Raw genomic sequence first — 22,784 nt, 5'->3', positions numbered from 1 at the left:
CAAACAGTTGTTAGAAAGAATCGGCCTCCAGGGCCGGTTCCACCTCGCCCGCCTGCGCGGCCTGCGGCGCGGGCTCCGCCGCGGGCACCGCGGCCCGCTCCCCCGCCGAGCGCTCCCGCACCGCGGGCAGGTCGCGGTGGAGCAGGTCGAACAGCCGGTCCCAGCGGGCCAGCACCGTCTCCGGCTGGAAGCGCTGCACCGACGCGCGGGCCTCGGCGCCGAGCGCGCAGCACAGCTCCGGGTCCTCGATCAGCCGCCCCAGCGCCTCGGCGAACGCGGTGGTGTCCCCCGGCCGCACGAGCAGGCCGCCCGTCTCCTCGCCCCGCTCCCCGAGCAGCATGCGGACGCCCGGCGCGCAGTCGAACGCCACCGTCGGCAGCCCGTACGCCATCGCCTCCATCACCGACATCGGCAGGCCCTCGGCGCGCGACGGGAGCGCGAACACCGACGCCTCGACCATCGCCTCCTCGACGTCGGCGACGACGCCGCGGAACTCGACCGTCCCGCACAGGCCGGCGGCGGCCGCCTGCTCGCGCAGCGCGTCCTCGTCCGGCCCGGTCCCGTAGATGTGCAGCCGCCAGTCCGGATGGTGCTCATGCACCCGCTGCCACGCCTCCAGCAGCAGGTCAACGCCCTTCTCATAGGACAGCCGCCCCACGCAGGCGACCGCGGGCAGGTTGAGCGTCGGGTACACCGACGGCGTCACGTGCAGCGCGTTCGGGATGTGGTCGGCGTTCGTCATGCCGTCCCTGGCCCAGGCGTCGGCGTCCTCCGGGGTCAGCGTGAGGAACCGGTCGGCGTCCGCGAAGTGCCGCTTCACCCGCCGGTACCGGGAGGACTTGCGGCTCGCCTTGTACGACTCGTGGCTCATCCCGACCACCCGCAGGCCCGCGGTGCCGGCCCGCCGGACCCACTCCATCGCCCACACCTGCGGCACGATCACCACGCCGCCCGGACGGGCCGCCGCGAACATCCGCGTCAGGCGGGCGGCGCCGCGCCGCTGCGCGGCCGAGCGCCACACGTCGCGTCCGCGCGCCCCCGCGTTCAGCCGGTCCCGCAGCCGATCGGGCCGCCACTCCAGCACCGGCGGACGCCACGTGTCGTGCAGCACCTCCACGGCGTAGGACCCGTCGCGGCCGTGGTGGTGCGGCGGCGCCTCCCCGCGCGTGACGCCGACGAGGGTGACGCGGTCGCCGCGCTCGGCGAGCATCCGCGCCATGTGGTGCGCCCAGCGCTGCAGGCCACCCAGTTCGTCGACGTTGTTGCACACGATGAAGACGTCGCGCGGCATGTGCTCAGCGGTTCCGGTGGGAACCATGGGCGCTCCTTTCTCCGAAGTAACGGTCCACGACGGTGCGCGCGGCGGTGCCGCGGTCGTGCTCGCCGAACCGCGCGGCGAACGCGCGGCGCCGCGCCGCGTGCGCGGCCCCGGCGGCGTCCAGGTCCGCGAGCGCGGCGATCAGCTCGTCCTCGGTCCGGGTGACCGGGCCGGGCGCGTGCTCCTCCAGGTCGAAGTAGCCGGTGGCGTGCTCGCCGTCCGGCGGCAGGTGCAGCACGATCGGCCGGTCCAGCAGCGCGTAGTCGAACATGATCGACGAGTGGTCGGTGACGAGGGCGTCGGCGAGCAGGAGCAGCAGTGTCACGTCCGGCACTCCCCCGACGTCCCGCATGACCCGCGCGGCGGACGGCGGCAGGTTCGCCCGGCACAGGTAGTGCGGGCGGACCAGCAGGACGATCTCGTCGCCGAGTTCGCGGGCGAACCGCACCGGGTCGACGGGCGGCTCCATCGGCGTGACCGGCCCGCCCGTCGGCTCGGTCCGGAAGGTGGGCGCGTAGAGGACGGTGCGGCGGCCGTCGTCCAGCCCGAGGGTGCGGCGCAGCGCGGCGACCTCGGCGGCCAGCTCGGCGTCGCCGTCCGTCCCGTTGACCAGCGGGTCGTTGCGCGGGTACCCGGCCGGCACCAGTTCCGCTCGGACGCCGAGCCCCTTGGCCAGGGTGTCCACGTCGTGGCCGGACCGGACGAGGAAGCAGTCGAAGCGGTCGACCATCCGCGCGAGCCGGGCCCTGCAGGAGACGGGCCCGCTCTTCATCCGCGGCTGGTCGAGCCCCATCAGCTTGTACGCCGACCCGTGCCAGGTCTGGATGTAGGTGGTCTCCGGCCGTTTGCGGAGGCGGTCCGGGTAGCCCTGGTTGTCGACCCAGAACTCGGCGCGCGCGAGCGCCAGGTGGTAGCGCCACGACTCCCGCCTCACCAGCTTCGCGTCGGCCGGGAAGCCCTTCGCCGACGACGCGTACGACCACACGGCCTCGACCGGGCGGCCGGAGCGGCGCAGCTCCCGGTAGATGTACTTCGGGTTGTCGGAGTAGTGCAGGCCGAGATGGCTCTCGAACACCACCAGGCCCGTGCGGACCGGCAGCCGGGTCAGGATCCGGTTGAACACCGCGGCCTTCGTCCTGCTCGAAGCGAGCGTGCGGCGCATGGACCGCTCCAGCCGGCGCGCCCGGCGCCAGCCGAGCCGCGCCGGCGGGCTCCCGGCGACGCGCGCGACGGCGGTGGCGGCGCGCCGCGTCCTCGGGTCGCCGGTCTCGAGCGTGAACGACAGATGCCCGCCCTCGGTGATGTACGAGCGGAGCGTGTCGCCCGCGAGGCGCGTCAGGCGGGGCCGGACGGGCAGCCCGACGCCGCGCAGTCCGGGTTCGCTCCCCGGGCCCGCGCCCGCCCCGGCGGGCTCGCCCGGGCGGATGGCCATCGCCTCGCCGTCCACCTTCACCAGGAGCCGGACGTCCCACACCGGATCGACGAACCCGAACGGCCGCACGCGGGTGCGCGGGTCGAACTCGGCGCGCCACGCGAGCCGGTCGCCCTCGTGGACGATCTCGGCGGGCACCCGCGCCCGGCCGGCGCCGCGCCGCCGGTCGCGGAACTCCAGCGAGGCCGACAGCCGCGCGCCGCGCGGGATCCGGCCCAGCGGGTTCAGCACGTGCCCGGCCAGGTGCGCGCGGCGGCCGCGCATCTCCAGCCGGGTCACGGTCGCGGCCGGCAGCAGCTCCCCGAGCGGGCGCTGGTGGAAGCCGAAGTCGGTGACGTCCAGGACGCGGCGGCCGAGGTCCCCGCGCGGCGCGCCCGCACCCCAGAAGATCCGCCCGTCCCGCTCCACCAGCCGGGCCTGCAGCTCCGAGGCCCGGCCCGGCAGGTACTCGGCGGCGGCCAGCGCCCCGGCCCGGTCGCCCTCCCTGACCAGGAACGCGGCGATCGCGGCCAGCGGGTTGGCCGTCTCGAACACCACCGGGTCCAGCCCGGCCAGGTAGCCCGCCGCCAGGTCCAGGAACCGGGCCCGGTACACCGGGTCGCGGTCGCGCAGTTCGCGCAGGTAGAGCAGCAGGTCGTGGTTGACGAACTTGGCGTCCTTGGCGCGCTTCAGCGCGTCCGCGCCGCGCAGCTCGAACAGCATGTCGATGCGCCGGTGGATCTCCAGCCGGTCGGCGAAGTTGGCCAGCTCGTCCCGGCGGTTGGAGATCGACGGCATCGCCCGCCGGTCCTGGACGAGCCAGTTGTAGACCCGGTGCGGGATCAGGGCCGTGCGCGCGGCGGCCATGTACGCCTCCGCGCTGAACAGCAGGTCCTCGTAGTGCAGCCGCTCGACGAAGCGCAGCGCGCCGTCCTCCAGGAGCCCCCTGCGGTAGAGCTTGTTCGTCGACAGGGTGTCGTAGAGCAGGTCGGGGTTCTCCTCCAGCGACCCGTACACGGCGCTCTGCTCGTAGAGCCACGGATACCAGGGCCGGACGCGGCCCTTCGCCTCCTTGGGCAGGTCCAGGAAGATCCGGTCGCAGCGCCCGGAGACCAGGTCGGCACCTGTCTCCTGCGCGGCCGACAGCAGGTTGAGGCAGGCGTGCCGGTCCAGCAGGTCGTCGCTGTCGAGGAACATCACGTACCGGCCCTCGGACCGCTCGACGCCGACGTTGCGCGGGCGGCCGCAGCCCCCGGAGTTGACCGGCAGGCGGACCGCCCGGACCCGGCCCGGATGCGCGGCGGCGAGCCGTTCCGCGGCCTCGCCGGTGCCGTCGGTGCTCGCGTCGTCGACGATCACGGTCTCGACGCCGCCCAGCGACTGCGCCAGCGATGAGGCGACCGCCCTCGGCAGCCGCGCGGCGTCGTTGTAGGCGATCACCACGACGCTCACATCCGGGCGCACCCGCATGGGCATCCCCTTCCGCTCCTCCGGCGTGCCAGGGATTCCTTTCCATCAAGGAGGCGTCAAGGGCCAACCCAGATCAAAAGGTGTCAATGCTTAGCATTACCCGCCAGCACGCGGCAGACCACCAGGGAACGCCAAAGGCGCCCGGCCGGGGCCGGGCGCCTTCACTCCGCACGAACAACTCGTTCTCCGTGCGGATCCGACGATCAGGACTTGGCGTAGTCGGGGTATCCGTAACCCACGACTTCGGACTTGTCGCGGATCTTCTCCTGGACGGAGTTGCCGGTGTTGCCCTCGACCGTGGTGATCGTCCCGTTGCCGTTGTCCTTGACGACGAGGCCGACGTGGTCGATGCCGTCGATCCCGCCGCTGGACCCGTTCTGCCAGTCGAAGAACACGACCGAGCCGGGCCGGGCCTTCTGGCCCCACTTGCCCTCGTCCTTGAACCAGTTGGCGTGCGAGACGGTGTAGGCGTCCCAGCCCATGTTCTTCACGCCGGTCTTGGCGCTGAGCCACGAGACGAACATGTCGCACCACTCGGCGCCCCGGTAGTCGCCCACGCTGCCGCCGTCGCGCCGGGCGGTCACCGCGGCGTGCGGGGTGGAGGCGTACCAGTCGGCGTACTTGGTGGAGCCGTCGCGGTTCGGGCCCTCGCCGATCTGCGACTTCGCCAGCTTGATCACGGTCTGCGCGTCAACGGAGCGGGCCGACTTGGCCGCGGCCGCGCGGCCCGGGCGCTCGGCCTTGGCGTGCACCGAGCGGCCGGCGCCCGCGTCCTCGCGGCTCGCCGCGGCGGCGGCCTGCGCGGGGGTCTCGGCGGACGCGGTGCCGCCGGTCAGCGGGTTGAAGATCGACAGCCCGATCGCCCCGGCCATCACGCCCGCCACGGCGACGCCCACGGCCCGGTCCTCGGGGCTCATGCGGGCGAGCGCGGCACGGGGGGCGGCGCCGGACAGGCGCAGCGCGCTCAGTCGGGGGGCGATGTTCTTGGTAAAACGATCGAAACGACCGGTCATGCAGGGAATCTCCTTGTCTCCCATGACGCCTACCGGGTTAGCTGACGGATTCGGGCATGGAAGAGCCCTACGGCGCGCCCTGCGGACGCGCCGATTCACCCCTGGAACCTTGGGTCCCCGGCTCCGTCCGGTCGGATGGACCTGGACGGACTCGGCCTCGCACCGCGGATCGCGGTGCCGGATATTCGGATGTATCTCGGCGACTGATCTCGAGGGGGCGCGCATCGTGTGGCGCGCGTCGCGTGCGGATTCCGCTCAGCGACCCTCGGCCGCGCATGGAAGCGGCCGGCGTGCAACGCATGGAACGCGCTGCGTGATTCGTGCAAGAAGGTACCAACCATCACCGGAAAAGCAAACCGGCCGCAAAAGGATCTTTTGCCTGGTCAACGCCATGGGAACCCCGGTTCAACGACCGCCCGTCGCCATACCTTCCCGATCTTTCCCCGGCCGCCCGGAAACCCTTACGGCATCGGGGATTCCCGACCTCGCCCCTTGATCGGGAAAAGGTAAAATGATCAAATGCGGGACGGCCCTCGCGCCCTTCCCGAAAGGCGCACTCATGGCGGCGCAGGTCACAACGCGCCCGCCATCCCACTGGAGAGGTGCTCTACGTCACACCCGATCAGAGGGCGCCTGACCTGCCGGTGATCACTCCACGTGCAGGGCGAACATCGTGGTGTCGTCGGCCGCCCGGTCGTGCTCCATCCGCGCGAGCACCTCGTCCAGCGCCAGCTCCGGCCCCGCCGACGACTCCCGGAGAATGCCGGTCAGCCGCGCGATCCGCTCGTCGAGATCGGTGTCCCGGCGCTCCACGAGCCCGTCGGTGTAAAGGAACAGCAGATCCCCCCGCCGCAGTTCCGTGGAGATCGTCGCGTATTCCCAGTCCGGCAGCGCGCCGAGCATCGGGTCGCGATAGACCTCCAGCGGCTCGGCGTGCCCGTCCCGCACCAGGATCGGCGGCAGATGCCCCGCGCACGTCCACTCCATGACCCGCCGGTCCGGCCGGTAATAGCCGACGATCGCGGTGCCCGTCGCCGGCGGGTCCATGCTGCCGACCAGCTCGTTCAGCCAGCCCACCAGCTGCCCCGCCGGCTCGCCCGTGCACGACAGGCCGAGCAGCCCGTTGCGGCTGCGCGCCATCGACGCCGCCGCCGGCAGCCCGTGCCCCGCCGCGTCCCCGATCGCGAACAGCGCCCGCCCGTCCGGCATCGGCCGGGTCGCGAACCAGTCCCCGCCGATCCGCGCGGTGCTCTCCGCCGCCAGCGCCCGGATCGCCACCCGCAGCCCGGGCAGCGCCTCGACCTCCCCCTCGTCCGGCAGGATCGCCCGGCGCAGCGTCACCGCCACCTTGCGCTCCTGGGCCGTGCGCGCCTGCTGCTTGAGCATCTGCCGGCGCGTCTCCGCCAGCGCCCGCTCCACCCCGCGGCGCCGGGTGATGTCCTGCGAGACGATGTTGATCGACACCGGCAGGCCCGAGTCGTCCAGCACCGGCTCGGCGAACACCCACAGGTGCCGCGGCGCACCGTCCTTGCCGATCACCCGGTGCTCGGCCTCCACCGGCTCCCGGCGGGAGAACATCGTCTGGACGGCCTCCTCGACCAGCGGCAGGTCGTCGTCGGCCACCACCTTCGGCAGGTCGTGCGGCGCCGGCGGCACCTCGTCCGGGGCCAGCCCGTAGTTGGCGAGCATCTGCGGCGTCCAGTCCGCCTGCCCGGTGACCAGGTCCCACTCCCCGAACCCGATCAGCGCCAGCCGCTCCACCCGCTCCAGCCGCCGCGCGCTGCGGTCCTCGCCCGTGTGATACCGCCAGCTGATGCCGACGCCCGTCGGTACCCGGACGCACCGCACGCTCATCCTGGACGAGCGCGACAGTCCGCCCTGGACGGTCGAGTACATGATCGAGTCGCGGTCCAGGGTCGCCCCCTCCTCGAGCACCGCGACGTACTCGTCGAACAGCCCGCTGAGCGCCGCGCCCGGATCCGTCCGCAGCAGCCGCTGCCCCTTCAGGTCCTCGGCGCCCCGCCCGAACAGGTCCCGCGCGGCCTCGTTCAGCTCGGCGTACAGGAAGTCCTGCACGTCGCCGTCCGGGCCCCGCACCGGCACCAGGTGCGCCGCCGAGTCCAGCGCCCCCTCCAGCAGGCCCCGGGCCACCGGATCCTCGGGCAGCCCGGCGATGATCTCCGGATCCCCCTCGGTGTCCTCGGCGGCCAGCTGGTGCAGCAGGTCCTCGGCCTCGGAGACCATGCCCCGCCGGGCGGGGCCCTCCGAGCGCGGCGGCCGCCGCCCGGCCACCACCGCGCCCTCGGTCCCCACACCGCCGCCCTGGACGACCATGGCCGCCGCCTCGGGCAGCTCCATCTCCAGGTCCCGGGCGAGCCAGATGAGGTGCTGCAGCGCCTCACCGGGCGGCACTCCGAGCCGCCGGGCCAGCATCACCCGCGCCTCGGCCAGCACCGCACGGTCGTGCGCCGCGCCCCGCAGGCCCTCGAGGTCCGCCGCGTGCACTCCAGGCGGCCCCCACGTGCCGTCCGCTTCCGACACCCCAGTCCCCCGTTCGGCGTTTCATGCCCTGGGAGAAAAAAGCTACATACGTCGACGAAGGTCCGTTGGCCGCCATCTTCGTTACCAGTCCGGATCTTTACCCGGCTTTTTCTTTTCGCCCCGATAAGACCGCTTTCACTGACCTTTCGGGGACGAACCCATGGCCACCTCTGTGACCCGCATCACACCCTTTGCCAGGGCCGTCACGCACGCCGCCGCCCGCTCGGCGGACGTCCCCTCCGGATGCAGCGTCAGCACCGCGACGGCCTTGCCATCCACCACCCCCGTGGTGTGCAGCGCGGGCCGCCCGAGCCCCAGCTCAGCAGGCGCCGGCCGCCGATCAGGCACGTCCTCGAACCCCGACCACCCCTGCTTGACCGCCCCCACCAGGCCAAAGACCTGATCGAACCCGTCAGCACCCCGATCCGCCATCCTCCGCAACCACCCCAGCACCAACCGCCCCTCCGGCACCCCCACCGCATACCGATAGACCCGCACCACGTCCCCCGCGCTCATCCCCACATACCCCCACCACCCGGGCATGTCCGCCGGCGGCGGCACGGTCTCCCTCAACCCGGCCCGCCGCACCATCCGCTCGACGATCTCGCCCTGCCCGCCCCGGTCCCACAACTCCGACGCCGCCGCGTCATCGCTCACCCGCAGCATCGCCTCGGCCAGCTCCAGGTCCCGCCCCCGGACCACCCTCCCCCGCAGGAAGTCGAGCGCCAGCAGAACCTTCACCACCGAAGCCGCCCGGAACACCTCGTCCGGCCGCCGCTCCGCTCGCGCACACCCGCGCGCCAGATCGAACACGGCCCACGAGGCCCGCACCCCCGGCGGCACCTCCACGCCCGAGAACCCGGTACGCACGACCCTCCAGACTGCGCTAGAGTAATCACGCCCGCTGCAGCGGGCACCGGGACGTAGCGCAGTTTGGCAGCGCACTTGACTGGGGGTCAAGGGGTCGTGGGTTCAAATCCCGCCGTCCCGACAGAGAAGTACCAGCTCAGAGGCCGTTTCCTCCACACGGAGGACCGGCCTCTTGATCGTTTGTTAGCCGTTCGTTAGTGAACCCAGCCGCCCCTGGCGGCACTCACCCGGTTCACACAGGACCAGAAGAACCGGCCCCGGCCCGCTCCAGCCCACCGGATGTTCACACATCCGGTCCCCACCCGCTCCCCCATGATCCTCATCCGATCCGGAGCGCCGCCGAGCATCAAGGCCGGGCAACCCGGGCAGCAGTGCCCTCGCGACGATCGACAAGCCAGCGCCCTGCCAGCAAGTCCGGATCCTGATCTCCGTATCCGACCTGGACGACATGCTGAGCGTGCTCCGCATCGCCGACTCCGAAGCCGTAACGCGCGATCCACCAGCTAGAAGAGCCCGACGGGCAACTGGGATGAAGTAGTCCCCCATGTTGACGATGGCCGCTGGGCGGTCGCTCACGGCCCTCGTCGCCTCGGTCGGGCTTGGGGCGCGGGTTCGGACGGCGCCGTCCGGGTTGGTGCATGCTGTGGCAGTGGAGCCCACGCGTTCGGGAAAGCCGCCATGGCCAGGCGCGCTTGTGCGCTGGGCTCAGGCGGCTGCGGCACAGGACGCTCGGCCGCGGGCCTTGCTTCTCTGGCATGGGCGGCGGCTCTTCGCGCGGCGTCGGCCTGGGCTTGGCGCTGCTGGAGATGGCGGAGTTCGGCGATGGTGTCGAGCAGGGTGACGAGGTTGGCGATGAGCAGCACCGTGGACACCACCGTCCGGTTCTTGATGACGCCGGTGCGTGCGAGCAGGCGGGCTGCAGTGCGCAAGGCGTCCCCGGCAGGAGTCGGAGTGGGAATGCGCCCATAAGGTGCGCGCGCAGCACGGTCGTAGGTGACGGCGGCGCGATGCAGATGACGGTTGCCGGTGACTTTGGCCGCGACGTGAAGGGCGTCGGACGCCGCCCAGCAGGCGTCCTGCACCGCATACGGGCTGACCGCCAGGTACCGGCGGATCTGAGCGGTGGCGTAAGCAGCGGCCCGTGCCGCATCGTCGTAGAACCCCTGACGTTCCTCCTGCGTCAGTTCGTCATGCTCGACAGCCTGTGCATGCGGCGGCCCCGGCGAGGCCCAACGCCTGAGAAGGCGGGACAGTGACAGGTCGTCGGCAAGGCGGCTGCCGGGATACCAAGTCGGTTCCACGCCAGCGCGATCGACGGGAAACGCGACCGCGTATCCGGTCACTTGCCTAGGGCTGGTCTGGCTGTGGCGGGCCTTTACCAGGAACCCGCCCTCTTGCAGCCGGTCGAAGAATTCGGTGGTCGTCCCGGACTCGTCCGCCGCGCGGCGGACGGCGGTCCGCAGCAGGACTCGTTTCGTCCGCGTGGACATGTACCGTCCGTCCAGCGGACGGACGCCGGACCGCGCCGGATCAAAGTCGTCCGCACCGGTCCACCGGCGGCGAAGCTTGGGCAGCGTGAGGTCGTCGGCGAGCTTGCCGCCGCCGAACCACACGGGTCGGCCGTCCCCGTTCACATCGCCGCGGACCGCCACCGCGTAGCCCGTGGCCTCACCGGCCGTCCGCTGACTGAAACGCCGGCGGACCAGGACACCATCGTCTTGCAGACGCTGGAAGAACTCCGCCTCACTGCTCGCCCCGGCCGCCGCCGTCTGGACTGCACGCTGCAGAAACGTACGGGACGGTACTTCCTGGCCACGGCGGACGGCCTTCTCCATCTCGCCCCGGCTCGACCGCCGCGCCGCCGTCCGGTCCGCTGGCGCCGTCCCCCGCAACCCGTACCGCCGCTCGACCGCCCGACAAGCGTCCCGGACCCGGTAACCGTCATTCCACACATCAGGCCGCCCTCCGTCCTGGCGGGCCAAGGTCGCCACGATGTGGACATGGTCGGCGGCATGCCGGACCGCCACCCACCGAACCGCCCCGAAGTCCCCCTCCCGGGCAAGCCCGACCCGGTCCATCACCTCGCAAGCGATCCGGGCCCACTCCCCATCGGACATCACCGGGTCCTCGGGCGCCGCCCGCAACGGCAGATGCCACACCGGCTGCCGATAGTTCCGCTCCCCCAACAGCGCCAACGGCTGAGTGAGCAGCGCGTCCAGGCGCCGAAAGTCCCGGCTCCCGTTTGCCCGCACACCGGGCTCCAACTCCGACGGCGTCCGAAATCCCGCGACGATACGAGGATCGCGATGCTCCTCGTTCCGCCCAGGACCGTACAGATAACGGAGCAAGCCCTGCACACGCCGCCCACGCCGTATCTTCCCGATCAACCACGGCCCCCGGCCGGCCGCTCAAGGCAGCCGATGCCGCAACTCCTGAGCCAGATCATCGAGCCGCTCAATAGCGCGCGCCGCCGCCTGGGCGTACCAGCGAAGCTGCTCGACCAGCTCACCAGAGTTCAACGCCGCAACAGCCTGATTGAGATTCACCCCGACCCGCTGCACCTGCCCGGCAGCCAGCAACACCGCCGCCAGCGCCTCCCGCAACACGGCGTACTCCGACACCACCCGTCCCTGCGCCGCCGCCAAACTCGCCTGCGCCACGAACGCCCCCAACGCCAACCCCTCGCTCGCCGCCGCAGCCGCCATCACCGCATGCTCCTGCTCCGATAAGGCGATCCTCACCGACCGGTTCCGCTGCGGCGACCGAAGCGACCGACGCCTCCGCACCCCCGAATCCGACACCGACTTGCCTACCTCAGGCGTATGCCTCACCCCCTCGGGGGATCGTGCCCGATCCCCCCTACCCGTGGCTGGACCGCGCCCGGTCCAACCACCACAAATGAACGATCTCTATTACTTGCTCCGCCACGGCGAGGCCCGGCGAGCCCGCAACGGCTTCACGCCGCCCGCCGCCTGACCGCCACCCCATCGGCGCTCCGAACCGGGGCGTTCAGAGACGAGCGCTGCCCACAGCGGCGCACCACCTCGCCCAGCCCCGCATGCAAGCAATCACAAGCAACATTCGTGGTAGTCAGCGTCTAAAGTTGCTCGCACTTTATACTGCCTGCCCCGAAGGCCGGGCATCAACTTCACGACCGGCGCGCCGCGACATCGCCACCCCCGCGATCACCTACCGGGAGATGGTGAGCGGTGTTGGGCGGGTGCTGCGGCCAGTAGCCGCCGGACATACCGGCGCCGACGTAGATGTAGTTCACCGGTATGGCGGCCAACGCCGCGCTCGAGTCTTTCCTTCTCGTCGAACAGCTCGCGATCCGCGGTGTTGCCGCTGGGGAACGTGAACCACATCTCGATCGAGCCGGGCGAAGTCTGGACCTGGTCGTCGAGAGGCAGTCGCACAAACCACGAGGAGTCTGCGAACGCGGCCAACGTCGCGTCAGGGAACGGCCCGGCCGTCCTGGGGGGTGATGTTGGAGTACCGGGAATTCTCCGCGTCGAACCCATCGAGCGCCTGGGGTGCACAGGCGACCTCCCCAACCCGCAATAGGTGACCAATGGCGACTCGGTACACCTGCAAGAAGCCGGTCGCCTTCGGCGCCGCCAGGCTCCAAGACCCGCCGTTGTCATCGCGACATGCGTGACCGTGAAGGTCACTGGATAGCAGGTCACATGGCAAGCGAGTTGGAGGGGCCGGGACCGTCACATCGGCAGACACGGAAGCTGCTCCGTATTGCCGACTCTGTGGGTCACGGCTAGCGATCGATGACCCCAACGGTGCCCGCTGCTCTCTCCAGATCGCCCAGGAGGGACTCGGCCAAGGCCTCCTCCGCGATCGCGACGTCGTGAGTGGTGAGAGACCGGGCGAGTTCGGTGTCCCAGGGACTGTCCGAGACGCGGCCCGCGGAAGAGAAGGGCCCCGACGCGTCGGCCAAGGCGGCCAGGTAGTCCGCTACGGACATCCGCCAGGGCAGCGCCCCCGTCCTGGCCATGACATAGGCGGCGATGCGCAGGCCCTCACCGTCGAAATCCCCGTGATACCGGAGCACGCGGCCGGAGGCGGCGAGGCCTCGGAGGAGACGGACGGCAGCACTGTTGGGCCAGCCCGACGAACAGACCATCGGTGGGCATCGCTTACCCAGGCGTTGGACGGCAAGAGCGACGATCGTGGGATTCTCCGTCACCCATACGGGAGATCCGACGCCTTCCAGGTCGGAGGCCTCGACGAGTTGCGCGAGCGTGACAACGCAGGCCTGTCCGGCATCCGCCCAGAGATTCAGCGAGCGCGCAAAAGGGTCTGAGCCGCTCGGACGCAATCCTGCGACGAGCACCGTGGTGGACAAGGAGTCACAGGCGATCCCGGCCCTTTCCCAAAGCGCTCGGCGTTCGGACGCGTCGCTGGGAGGGTCGATGCCGTACAGGCAGGCGAGCGCCTTCAAGACGGCACCGGACACGCGACGCCCAACGTCCAGCGCGTGCGGATCGCCGAGTGTGTCGTTCGCGAAGGCGGCGAGCGGGCGGCCGTCGGCGGGCAGCGCGACGAGCACCGAGAGAACCTGCTCCAGCATGCTACGGGTGTCTTCGAGGGAGCCCGCGACGAGGCCGCGCCGCCGGACGTCGGCGACCCAGTCGAGGAGCGCCGGCTCGGCGGCGACGACCGGATGCCCGGCCAGCCAACTCCAGAGTGCGGCGCGCTCCCGTTCCCGGTCACGGCGCTCGGCCGCCCGGTCTCCGATCGGTCCGATGATCGCTTCGGTGGCGGTCCGAGTGTCGCAGCCGGCGATCTCGCCCAGCACGGCGTTCAGCCGGACGACCGCGATGGTCAGAGTGGACGGCGGGTACCTGTCCATGCCGAGCAGGTCCGCGAGCGCGGCACGGTGATGCTCGCCAAGCCCGCTGACCGTGACTCTGCTCACCGCGGCGCCTGAGGAGAACCGTCGGTGCAGTTCCTTCCACAGTGGGAGGAGGTCGGAGGAGTGCAGCCGATCAGGAATCGCCATCGAGGTCCTCGATCGGGAACAGTCCGTCGTCGGCGGGCAGGGTGCGGTGCCCGTCCCAGATGAAGCGGGCGGTGGTGACCGCGTTGTCACCATCACCGTCGGCGCCGGTGATGAGCTGGTGGATCGCGATGCCGTCGAGCTCCTGGTAGTCGCACCACTCGTGGTCCGAGGTAAGGACCAGGTCGAGGCCCAGGCTGACCAGGAGGTCGAACACTTGACCGCGGTTGGTGGTGTCCACGCCGACGAACACCTCGTCGAGGAGGATGAACCGCGGGCAGTGGGGGTCGGTCTGGTAGTGGGCGGCCACGGCGGCGAAGAGCGGCAGGTGAAGCGCGATCGCCTTCTCTCCGCCGGAGAGCGCTCCGTGGAGTTTGCGGGTCAGGTCCTGCCACCCTTTCCCGTCGGCGCGTTCGAGACGCACGGTGAAACGGTGCCAGGCGGTGTAGTCGAGCACCTCCATCAGCTGTTCTTCCCAGCTCGCGGCGGTGTTCGCCGCTCTCGCCTCTTCAACCCGATCTCGGAAGAAGCGGTACAAGGCCTCCTTGTCCTCGTTTCCCAGCCCGGCCGGGTCGCGGAGAAGGAGTTGACGGGCCGTGCGTATACCGGCCGACTGCTGTGGGTCGACCTCCCAGACGAGTCGCACGGCAACCTGGGACGCGGTCCGCACGCGCGCGAGGCGGCGATTCATGCCGTCCACGAGGTCACCGGCCTGCCGGATCCGGTCGGCGAGATGGCGGCGGGTGTCGCCTGCGAGGGTGCGGTCGAACAGGTCGCGTTCCTTGTCCGTGATGTCGGTGCGTCGCCGATCCCGCTCCTCGGCCAGGGCGGTGCTCAACTCGGCCGCTCCGACGCGGACCCCGCTCATCGTCGCCGTGAGGATCTGAACGTCCTCATCCGGTACGAGTTCCAGGTCGGCCTGGTCCGCCAGGACGTCCCGGGCGTGGTGCATGGCCTCGGACAGGCGAGCTCCGGCATCTCTCACATGCTGGGGTTCGTGCGGCGTCCGCTCAAGCGTCGCCGCAACCGCGCGGGCGTTCTCCAAGGTCGCTTTGACACCGTCGTCGGGCGACGGCTTCGCGCCGAGGCCGGCATCGGCGGCCAGGTGCCCTGCGGCGAGATGGCGGTAACGCGTGGCCGCCCGGTCCCTGGCGGCTACGGCGTCGTCGCGTGCCTGCTCCGCGGCGGTGACCGACTCCTTCAACACGCCGATGCGCTCGCGCAGGTCGGACAGCTCGGTCCGGATGTTCTGGCAGGTGCGGCGGCATTCGCCGTGCTCCTGCCTGGTCATCGTGAGCCGTTCGAGGACCTGACGATGCTCGACCCCTATCGATGCGTCGATCGTGTCGACCCGCTCGGCGAGCGCCTCGGCTCGTTCCGCTGTTTCCGCAGCCCTCTCGGCGGACTCGGCGGCTGTATGCGCGTAGTCGTCCGACGCTCGGGACGTGGACCGTGCTCTGGCGTCGGCGGTCAGCAGAGCCGTGCAGTGCTCGATCCAGACGGTGCCGCCCTCACGCGCGTCGCGCACCGCGTCGGCGAGACCGTCGAGGACGCCGGCCTGGACGGGCAGATCGTGCTCCGCCCCCAGAAGGGCGAGTGCGTTCAGCGCCGACTTTAAGCGCGCCTCCCGATCGCCGAGCCGTTCCTCATCTCGCTTCAGCTGATCGCCATGGTCGGCGACCTTGCGTTCTTTCTCGGCCAACGCCTGGGCTGCTGTGTTGAGCGGCCGGTGGGAGGGCCTGTCGCCGAGCTCGGCGTCGAGCGCTGCCTTGGCCGCCCGCAGGCGCCCGAGGAGCCCGTCGATCTCGCTGATCTGCGCGGTCAGCTCCTCGATCTCGGCGGCGAGTTCCTGGATGCGGCGGCGCCGCGTCCGTTCCCGGGCGGTCGCCCCGATGAACGCGGGCTCGGGTTTGTTCCACCGGCCCGACGCGGGTCCGAGCCGCCAGGACCCGTCCGTCCCCACGACGGCCGGGTGATCGATGTCCGGCGCACTGGTCTCCAGGGCAACGGCGGAGAGTATGGTCCGCAACACCCCGGGTGAGACGGCGGTGCCCGGTTCGGCGACGAGTACGTCGGCGAGGCTCATGCCAGGGGTGGGGGCGGCTGGACGATCGGACAGGAACGTGTCCGGTTCGTCGGTCAGGACGGCACCGTCCGGCATCACCCATGCGTCCAGCAACCCCGAGGCCTCCAGCGCGGCCTCGATTCCGGCCTGGGCTGGCAGTGGAACCCCGTCGGCGAAGGCCACGAGCCGCCAGAGCGGTCCGCCCTGCCTGGACCTTCGGTCGGCGGTGTGCGTGTACCGGGGCTCGGGTGCGACCGCCGTCTGCCCCGCGAGAACGGCGCGGCGGTGAACGCGGACGTCCAAGGCCTTGGCTTCCTCGCCCCGTCGGGTTCGGAGTGCGTTCTCTTCTGCGGCCCTCCTTTCGATCGCGGTCGCGCGAGCCGCGAAGATGATCTCGTCGCAGTCGCGTTCGTTCTCGACGGCGGACGCGAGCGCCTCGGAGTCGAGCGGGGCGAGGTGTCGGCAGGCGCTCGCCCACCGGGCCAGTTCGGCCGCCAGGTCCTTCCGGATCGCCGTGTACTCGCGTCGCGCCGTCTCGCGCGCTTCCACCGATCTCTCCAGCCGGGTCCTGCTCCGGTCGCGCTCGGCCTCGGCCTCGTCGCGGCGTTCGCAGGCGCGTTCGTGGGCCTCGATCGCCTTCCGCACTTCGGCGATCTGCTTCTCGCGGCTGGTCGTCGCCGCGCGCAGGAGTTCGCGTGCCCGGCTCGTCGCGCCTGCGGCATCGTCCGGATCGACGGTGGACGACGAGCGTACGAGCGGAGCCAGACAGTCCGCCGCCTCCTGGTGAGCGGCGGCGAAGCCGGCGCGCTCCGCGGCGCGGGCGGCTTCTTCGCGGGCCCTCTCGGTCAGTGCCCGTCGGTGGGACGCATCGGATGCCGCTTGCTCGGCCTCTTCCCGCCTGCGTCGCGCGTCGGCGGCATGACGCGCAGCGATCTTGCGCGTCTCCTCGGCGGCCTCCTCGGCCTTGCGCGCGTTCTCCCGCAGCTCATCGAGCTCGTGGCCGGCCTGGTAGGCCGGGCTCGCGAGGAGCCCCTCGATCCGGGCTCCGAGGGTCTGTTCCCGATGCTCCTCCGTTTCCAGGCGTGCGCTGGAAGCGGCGTGCTCGGCGACGGCACGGGCCTGCTTTTCCTTGTCCACACGGGCCGTGCCGGTGAGCCGGTCCATGGTCGTCGTCGCCGAGATGAGGGATGCGGCCGCGGCGCGCAGCACTCGCTGGGCGTAGGTTCGCTGCCGCGCCGCGAGCCGTCCGGCCTCCGCGACGTGCTCGTCGAGCCGGCGCAGCTCCTCCCGCTGGCGGTCCAGCCGCTCGAAACCCTCGGCGATCTCGTGGATCTCACCCTCGCCGAGCGGTGGCAGGGCACTGGACAGCAGCTGGGAGAGCAGGCCGGGATCGAGCCGTTCCGAGAGCTTGGGCGTGCGGAGCTGCCGCAATGCCGTCAGCAATGCGTCGTAGCGCTGTTCGGTCAGCCCCCGGTAGAGGGTCCGGCGCACCGTCGTCCGGTATTCGTCGGCCGACTCGTGAACCTTTCCCAGGGTGCCGAGCGCGTCATCGAGGGCGGCTCGCGTGAGGGGCTGACCGTTCTCACCGGTGAGGCTCAGGCCGCCGTGGCCTCCGACCCGTTGCCCGCTGGTGAAATAGGCGGTGGTGACGCTCTTGGTGTTGACCGTCGCCTGCAGGCGGGCACCGCAGGTGAACCAGCGCGGCTCCTCCCCGTCGCCTCCTGGATGCGCGAACTCCAGCCAGACGTACCCGACTCTCGTACTGCCGGTATGGCCGTCGCCCATGAGGTTCCAGTGCATGGTCCGCTCGCTGCCGCCGAACGTGGACAGCCGGTTGGGCTTGAGGCTGGCGTCCAGCAGGTAGGGCAGGAGCAGCTCCAGGACCTTGGACTTCCCGCTCCCGTTCGGGCCGCGCAGAAGCAGGCGCCCGCGGTGGAACTCGAAGACCTCGTCGTAGTAGCGCCAGACATTGAGGATGCCGGCCCGCGTGGGCTGCCATCAGGCGGGGCTCGCCTCGTCCTCCCCGGATACGGTAACGATCATGTCTCCTTGCGGTCGACGGTATAGCGGAGGGCCGCGGGCAGCAGCTGGACGGATCCGTTCGCCCCGCCCGAGTGGCGCGCCAGCCCGAAATCGCAGAGCACCGCGACCGAGTCGTCGGTGAGACGTCCGGCTCCTCCGTCCGACTGGTACGCCCTGGCCCACCTCGGAAAGCGCTCGAGGAGCCGGCCGGACTCCTCGACCAGGCCGTTGAACGCGCGGGTCCCGGACGACGCCGCTAGCACGTCGAGCAGGAGCAGCGCGGCCACCTTGGCGTGGGCGCCCTCGTCGGGGAACTTGCCATCGGAGGCGAGTGCGTCCGGGTCGATCAGGAGGTAGCCCTCGGCCCGTTCTTCGAGTTCGAAACCCGCCTCCTCGGCCGCGCGGCGGAGGATCTGCCGGCCGGTCAGTGAACCTGCGTAAGCGAGCTGCGCGGCGGTCATGTCGGCCCGGTACACAACCGGGTCGTCGAGCAGCCTGCGCAGCAGTGAGTGCCTGGCCCAGAGGTTGCGCTGGGTTTCCGAAGCTCCGTCGGCAAGACCGAGGGCCGCAGTGCTCCCGTACCTGCGTTCGACGGTCAGGTCCCGCAGGTCGTGCCAGGCCACGGGGTCGTCTGAGGATTCCGCCACCGCCGATGGCGCCACCGGGGCCGCGAGCAGGCGGAGCAGGCGAGTGGTGTCCACCCTGTACAGCACCTTGGCCTCGGCACTGTCGACGTAGGAGTCGGTGGCGCCGTCGACGGCCGTCACCGCTCCGTAGTGCTCGAGCAGCCGCAGAGCGTCCACGAACGCCGCGCGTTCGTCACCCCGCACCGGATCGAACCCGGGGATGTGCTCGTCGGCGGCCGCGGCCTGAACGACGCGTTGCGCGAGCATCCCGATCGTGGTCACGGGTGTGGCGAGGGCCTCGCCCGCGATCAGGCAGAGCAGGGTGTAGCGGCGCCGGTCGAACGGGGCTCGGGTCGAGCGCCGTCGTCTGGCCGGACGGCTCGGGTCCGCCGTCTCCCTCACCTTGACCAGCCGCGCGTAGCCGAGGCGGGGTTCCACGAGCAGCCGCCATCCGCAGTAGTAGTCGAACCAGCGGGCGAGAGCCTGGTGGCGCCTGCGGACCAGGTCGAAGTCCTCGGGGTCGGTGTGCAGGGAGATCAGTGGCCGCCCGAGCAGAACCCGGATCGCCCTGGCGAGCTCCTCTTTCTCGGCCTTGACGAGCTGGTTCGCCAGAGTGCTCATGCGCGAGACGCCTCCCGTGCCGCTGCAGGGCCGCCACCGACGAAGCGGATCTCCACTGGGTAGTCCGTGGTGGTGAACCGTCCCCGTGTGGTGTGCAGTTCGACACCGGGACCGTCGGGAGCGGGCCAGAGCATGACCTCGATCCGTCCGTCGGTGGTGACGGCGCGACGAAGGCCGCTCGCGTCGGGGCCTGCCGCCAAGGCCCGGCCGAGGAGATCGAGGAGCCGCCGGAACGTGTCGTGCTCGAGCGTGCCGAATGCGGACAGCTTCACCCGCCCGCCGGTGGAGAGCCGCCGCCACGCCGTCTCGAGTTCCGCCCGTTCGCGGCGCGCGCGTTCTCGCCGCGCGGCGCGGACCGCCGCCACATCGCGCACCTTCGCGGTACGGCCGATGTGCTCGGTCCGGCCGCTCGTGCGCAGATGTGCGGAGACATGGACGGGTGCCGCCTCCGCCCACGGGGCGCCGGTGGGGATCAGTTCGGCGTCCTCGTGGGCGAGGTGGGCGTGCCGGGCCGGTGCCAGCCCGAAGGCCGTTCCCCACAGCCGGTGGGCGTCCTGCTCCGACGGGGCGTTCGCGAACCAGCGGGCGAGCGCCCGGAAGTCCGCGGCCGCGCTGGACGAGCGCCGTCGCGACTCGGTGATGCGGTCGAGCACCTGGAGCAGCGAGACGATCGCCCGGCGTGCCACGTCGTGCAGTTGGCGGATGCGCGGGATGCCGTCGCCCTCGGGCAGGAACCAGAGCCGCAGGCCGTCCCATTTGGCTCGGCGGGCGGTCAGCCACGGTGCCGCCGGATCGGCACCCGGACTCGGCGGCAGCTCAGCTCCGAGGAGCGCCCTCTGGTGCAGGACGCTGACGCCCCTCAGCTCGACCTGCGCGAGAACGGTCCTGACCGCTTCGGCGCGCGAGTCCAGGTTGATGACGAACTCCTGGAGGTAGACGATGGTCGCGCTCTTGACCTCGTGGAAGGTGGCGAGGTCGGCTCCTTCGGCCCGCATCAGCCGTTGCAGTTCGCCGTTGAACTGCTTGGTGTTGTTGCGCAGCGCGTCCAGGTGGCCCTCCAGTTCTTGGAGCGTCGTGAAGATCCGGCGGTTCACCGCGGCGTCGCCTGTACCGAGCAGTGTGTCGAGCTCGCCGAGCCGGTCGGCGATCGCGTCCAGGACGGCAGTCTGCAGGGCGCCGGAGGACTCGAGGATGGTGAGGGCGTGCTGGACTCCCGCGAAGGCCGCCTCTCCGCGGCGGGTCAGCGAGTACTGCAGGTTCTTGCGTTCGTACTCCTCGGCGGTGGCGTAGGCGCCGGCGTGGTTCTGCACCACGTCGAGGAGCTTCCATTGGACGAGCTGCCCGAGCGTCCGGTTCAGGCCGGCATCGTCCAACGGGGCGTACCAGCCGATCGCCCGCAGCCGTTCGCGGACCTGGTCAAAGGTTAAGAAGGTCTCCAGCCGCTCGTTGGCGTCTCCGAACGCGTACATGACTGCGGTGTGCAGATCGCCGCGTTCGGTGGTGGTGAACTGGAACATCTCCGCTGGAATGCGCGGCGGCGCCATCACTGCCCCTTCCGCCGATACGACTTTCCTCAGCCCTCACACGAACCGGCCCCCGCCTCGCTCAGACGGCACGGTGGGGCAGGAACGGGCTCGGTACACCGGTGTAGGAGACATACAACGCGTCACGTGCCCGCGTGCAGGCGACGAAGAACAGGCAGCGTTCCCGCTGGAGATCGTGGTCGTGCGCCGTCGGGTCCTCGTCCTTGTCGGTGAGCGCGCCGGCGGCGGGAAGAGCCTCGGCGTCCGCCCCGGTCACAGCGACGCAGCGGAACTCCAGTCCTTTCATGCGGTGCATCGTGCCGACCCGCACGCATTCCTGTGCCGACCCGCTCGCGGCCAGCGACGCCGTGCCGATCCCCGCGGCGGCGAACGCCTGCTCGATCTTGCCGACGCCGCTGACGAAGCGGGTCGCGATCCCTATGGCGTGGGGTTCGACCTCGGCGTCAAGCCAGGACCTGACCTGCTCCACCAGCGCGTCGAGCTCGGTGTCGCGGTCGGTGAACGCCTGGACGACCGGGCGCCGTCCATGGAGGGACGACCGGTACCCCGCCAGGCTGTCCTGCGCGTCGTCCAGCCCCGCGACCGGCTCGACGCCCAGCAGGCGGACCGCCCAGTTCAGGATCTCCGCGGTGGTGCGGTAGCTGAGCTTCAGCTTGTGGCTGCGTCCGGTGACGTTGATTCCCAGGCTCTTCAGCGAGACGCGGTGGTCATAGATGCGCTGGTGCGGGTCGCCGACGATGAACAGGTCGTCCGGCCCCGCCGCGACGGCGGCGCGCAGGATCCGCCACTGCGCCGGATAGAGGTCCTGTGACTCGTCGACGATGATGTGCCGGTAGCGCGGGGCGGCATCGGCGGACAGGATCCGCGCCGCATCCGCGGCGATCTGCATGTGAGTGCGAGCACCCGTTTCCGACAGCAGCGCCAGGAACCGGGCGATCGCCGCCCACGCCTTCTCCCGCTGAGCGGGGCTGAGCTGCTTCCCCCGGCCACGGCGGACGCAGCCGAGATACGCCTCTCGGCCGGTGAGGTCCTGCGCGAGGATGACCTGCTCCCACTCGCGTTGGAGGAATGCAGGCGAGAACGGTGCGGCCGTCTGCGCGATCGCGATGTTCCAGAGAGCCTGGACCTCCGCGTTTCCCGCGATCTTCGGATTGTGCCCGCCGGCGCCCTTGACAGTCCGGTAAGCGAGTTTGTCGATATTGGTCACCTCGACCCGGGCACGGACCTCCGGGTCGTCGATGAGCAGGTCGAGCTGGCGGTCGAGGGTCTCGGCGAGCGTCGTGGTGAAGGTGGTCACCAGGACGGGCGCACCCCGCTCGGCGAGGTGGCGGGCGCGGTGCAGGGCAGTGACGGTCTTCCCTGTCCCGGCTCCTCCGGTCACCTGCACGGGGCCGTTGTAGGAGTCGCGCCGAGCGAGTCTGCGCTGGGCGGGATGGAGGAAGACGCGCCAGAGTTCGAAGGGGTGGGCGAGCATCTGCTTCAGGTCGTCGGGACCGGAGATGAACGCCACGTCACCGGGCGAGCGTTCCATGGCCGTGACCAGGTCGGAGGTGTCCACGGCCTGCGGTGGCGTGGAGTCCGGGAGCAGCTGGCAGATCTCCTCCCAGACCTCCTCGGGGGTCATTCCGCTCGCGAGGCCGGTGAGCGCGAGGTGCTGCGGCTGGGGGAGCATGCTCTCCAGCGCCGCGAGGTGGTCGTCACTGGTCAGCAGCCGGACGATCGGGAGGACTTCGGCATCCAGCCCGAGATTGATCAGCGCGCCGTCGTCGTAGGCGGCGAAGAGCCGTTCGGGCTGCGCCTCCGCCAGCGCGTCGAGTGCGGGCCTGACCTGGGCGAGCGCGGTCGCATCGCGGACTTCCAGGACACCCAGCTTCTGGTTCACGCTGAACTTGCGGCTCTTGGCATACTTGATGGCGGCGTCGTGCTCCATCACCGCGATGAGGCAGTACACGTCGCCGGACTCGGGTTTGAGTACGACGCCGCGCCGGCCGCCGTCGATGCGTATCGTGCGGACGTTGGGGTCTTCGGCGCCGTGCAGCTTCTCCAGGTGGAGGCCCGCGAAGGTGTGGTGCTCGAATCGGTCGATCGCCTCGTCGACCGACTTGCGCACCGTTTTCTCCAGGCTTGCATAGCCTGTCAGAAAGCTCTTCGCGATCGCGAGTCTCGGCACGCTTGTTCGCCTCCGTGGTATCCGGCTCAAAGGACACGGCGTTGCGGGCGGTTCACGGTGAATTCTCGTGATTGATAGGGCACGATGTCCACCTGAACGGAA

At 70.9% G+C, this 22,784-nt stretch carries 11 protein-coding genes, 1 tRNA gene, 1 pseudogene and 1 riboswitch; of the genes and pseudogenes, 1 reads left to right on the top strand and 12 read right to left on the bottom strand.

The window, feature by feature from the left end:
- Window positions 1-10 precede the first annotated feature (10 nt).
- The 5 genes from J4709_RS34535 to J4709_RS34515 form a co-directional block, all read right to left on the bottom strand.
- Entirely contained in the window at window positions 11-1,318 is a 1,308-nt protein-coding gene (locus J4709_RS34535; protein ID WP_232384497.1) for a glycosyltransferase, read from the bottom strand.
- Window positions 1,296-4,199 (bottom strand): bifunctional glycosyltransferase/CDP-glycerol:glycerophosphate glycerophosphotransferase, encoded by a 2,904-nt coding sequence (locus J4709_RS34530; protein WP_208247192.1) that lies wholly within the window; start codon window positions 4,197-4,199, stop codon window positions 1,296-1,298. Before J4709_RS34530 ends, J4709_RS34535 begins: the two co-directional genes overlap by 23 nt.
- Before the next feature lie 203 nt (window positions 4,200-4,402).
- Window positions 4,403-5,212: a CHAP domain-containing protein gene (locus J4709_RS34525; protein WP_232384496.1), complete on the bottom strand. Its 810-nt coding sequence runs from the start codon at window positions 5,210-5,212 to the stop codon at window positions 4,403-4,405.
- 12 nt (window positions 5,213-5,224) lie between these two features.
- Window positions 5,225-5,379: riboswitch (cyclic di-AMP (ydaO/yuaA leader) on the bottom strand.
- Window positions 5,380-5,860: 481 nt separating this feature from the next.
- Complete coding sequence (locus tag J4709_RS55055) at window positions 5,861-7,753, bottom strand: PP2C family protein-serine/threonine phosphatase (RefSeq protein WP_307801799.1); 1,893 nt, start codon at window positions 7,751-7,753, stop codon at window positions 5,861-5,863.
- 135 nt (window positions 7,754-7,888) lie between these two features.
- Window positions 7,889-8,623, bottom strand: a complete 735-nt coding sequence (locus J4709_RS34515; protein WP_208247191.1) for a serine hydrolase family protein — start codon at window positions 8,621-8,623, stop codon at window positions 7,889-7,891.
- 47 nt (window positions 8,624-8,670) lie between these two features.
- Between J4709_RS34515 and J4709_RS34510 the strand changes: the two genes are divergently transcribed.
- Window positions 8,671-8,744: transfer RNA gene (locus J4709_RS34510), tRNA-Pro, on the top strand.
- Window positions 8,745-9,195: 451 nt separating this feature from the next.
- Here J4709_RS34510 and J4709_RS34505 read toward each other — a convergent pair.
- The 7 genes and pseudogenes from J4709_RS34505 to J4709_RS34475 form a co-directional block, all read right to left on the bottom strand.
- Entirely contained in the window at window positions 9,196-10,818 is a 1,623-nt protein-coding gene (locus tag J4709_RS34505) for a relaxase/mobilization nuclease domain-containing protein (RefSeq protein ID WP_208247190.1), read from the bottom strand.
- Window positions 10,819-11,031: 213 nt separating this feature from the next.
- On the bottom strand, window positions 11,032-11,364 hold the full coding sequence (locus J4709_RS34500; RefSeq protein WP_208247189.1) for a hypothetical protein: 333 nt from the start codon (window positions 11,362-11,364) through the stop codon (window positions 11,032-11,034).
- Window positions 11,365-12,392: 1,028 nt separating this feature from the next.
- Window positions 12,393-13,637: a TIGR02679 family protein gene (locus J4709_RS34495; RefSeq protein ID WP_232384495.1), complete on the bottom strand. Its 1,245-nt coding sequence runs from the start codon at window positions 13,635-13,637 to the stop codon at window positions 12,393-12,395.
- A pseudogene (locus tag J4709_RS34490) lies at window positions 13,624-17,685 on the bottom strand (TIGR02680 family protein); the annotation flags it as partial. The pseudogene J4709_RS34490 and the gene J4709_RS34495, both read right to left, overlap by 14 nt.
- A gap of 53 nt (window positions 17,686-17,738) precedes the next feature.
- The gene (locus tag J4709_RS34485) at window positions 17,739-18,968 is read right to left on the bottom strand and encodes a TIGR02678 family protein (protein WP_208247187.1); all 1,230 of its coding nucleotides are present in this window, start codon (window positions 18,966-18,968) and stop codon (window positions 17,739-17,741) included.
- Window positions 18,965-20,512 (bottom strand): TIGR02677 family protein, encoded by a 1,548-nt coding sequence (locus J4709_RS34480; protein ID WP_208247185.1) that lies wholly within the window; start codon window positions 20,510-20,512, stop codon window positions 18,965-18,967. The genes J4709_RS34485 and J4709_RS34480 overlap by 4 nt, the downstream gene beginning before the upstream one ends.
- 61 nt (window positions 20,513-20,573) lie before the next feature.
- On the bottom strand, window positions 20,574-22,622 hold the full coding sequence (locus J4709_RS34475; RefSeq protein WP_307801797.1) for a UvrD-helicase domain-containing protein: 2,049 nt from the start codon (window positions 22,620-22,622) through the stop codon (window positions 20,574-20,576).
- Between the last annotated feature and the right edge of the window lie 162 nt (window positions 22,623-22,784).

The sequence above is a fragment of the Actinomadura violacea genome, assembly GCF_017573465.1.
Taxonomy (GTDB): domain Bacteria; phylum Actinomycetota; class Actinomycetes; order Streptosporangiales; family Streptosporangiaceae; genus Spirillospora; species Spirillospora violacea.
This window is presented reverse-complemented; position numbering and strand designations above follow the sequence as displayed.

Bases quoted from the DNA above. Each gene is read 5' to 3' on its own strand.
- J4709_RS34485 (WP_208247187.1), bottom strand. From the start codon at position 18,968: ATGAGCACTCTGGCGAACCAGCTCGTCAAGGCCGAGAAAGAGGAGCTC.
- J4709_RS34535 (WP_232384497.1), bottom strand. From the start codon at position 1,318: ATGGTTCCCACCGGAACCGCTGAGCACATGCCGCGCGACGTCTTCATC.
- J4709_RS34480 (WP_208247185.1), bottom strand. From the start codon at position 20,512: ATGGCGCCGCCGCGCATTCCAGCGGAGATGTTCCAGTTCACCACCACC.
- J4709_RS34530 (WP_208247192.1), bottom strand. From the start codon at position 4,199: ATGCGGGTGCGCCCGGATGTGAGCGTCGTGGTGATCGCCTACAACGAC.
- J4709_RS34495 (WP_232384495.1), bottom strand. From the start codon at position 13,637: ATGGCGATTCCTGATCGGCTGCACTCCTCCGACCTCCTCCCACTGTGG.
- J4709_RS34525 (WP_232384496.1), bottom strand. From the start codon at position 5,212: ATGACCGGTCGTTTCGATCGTTTTACCAAGAACATCGCCCCCCGACTG.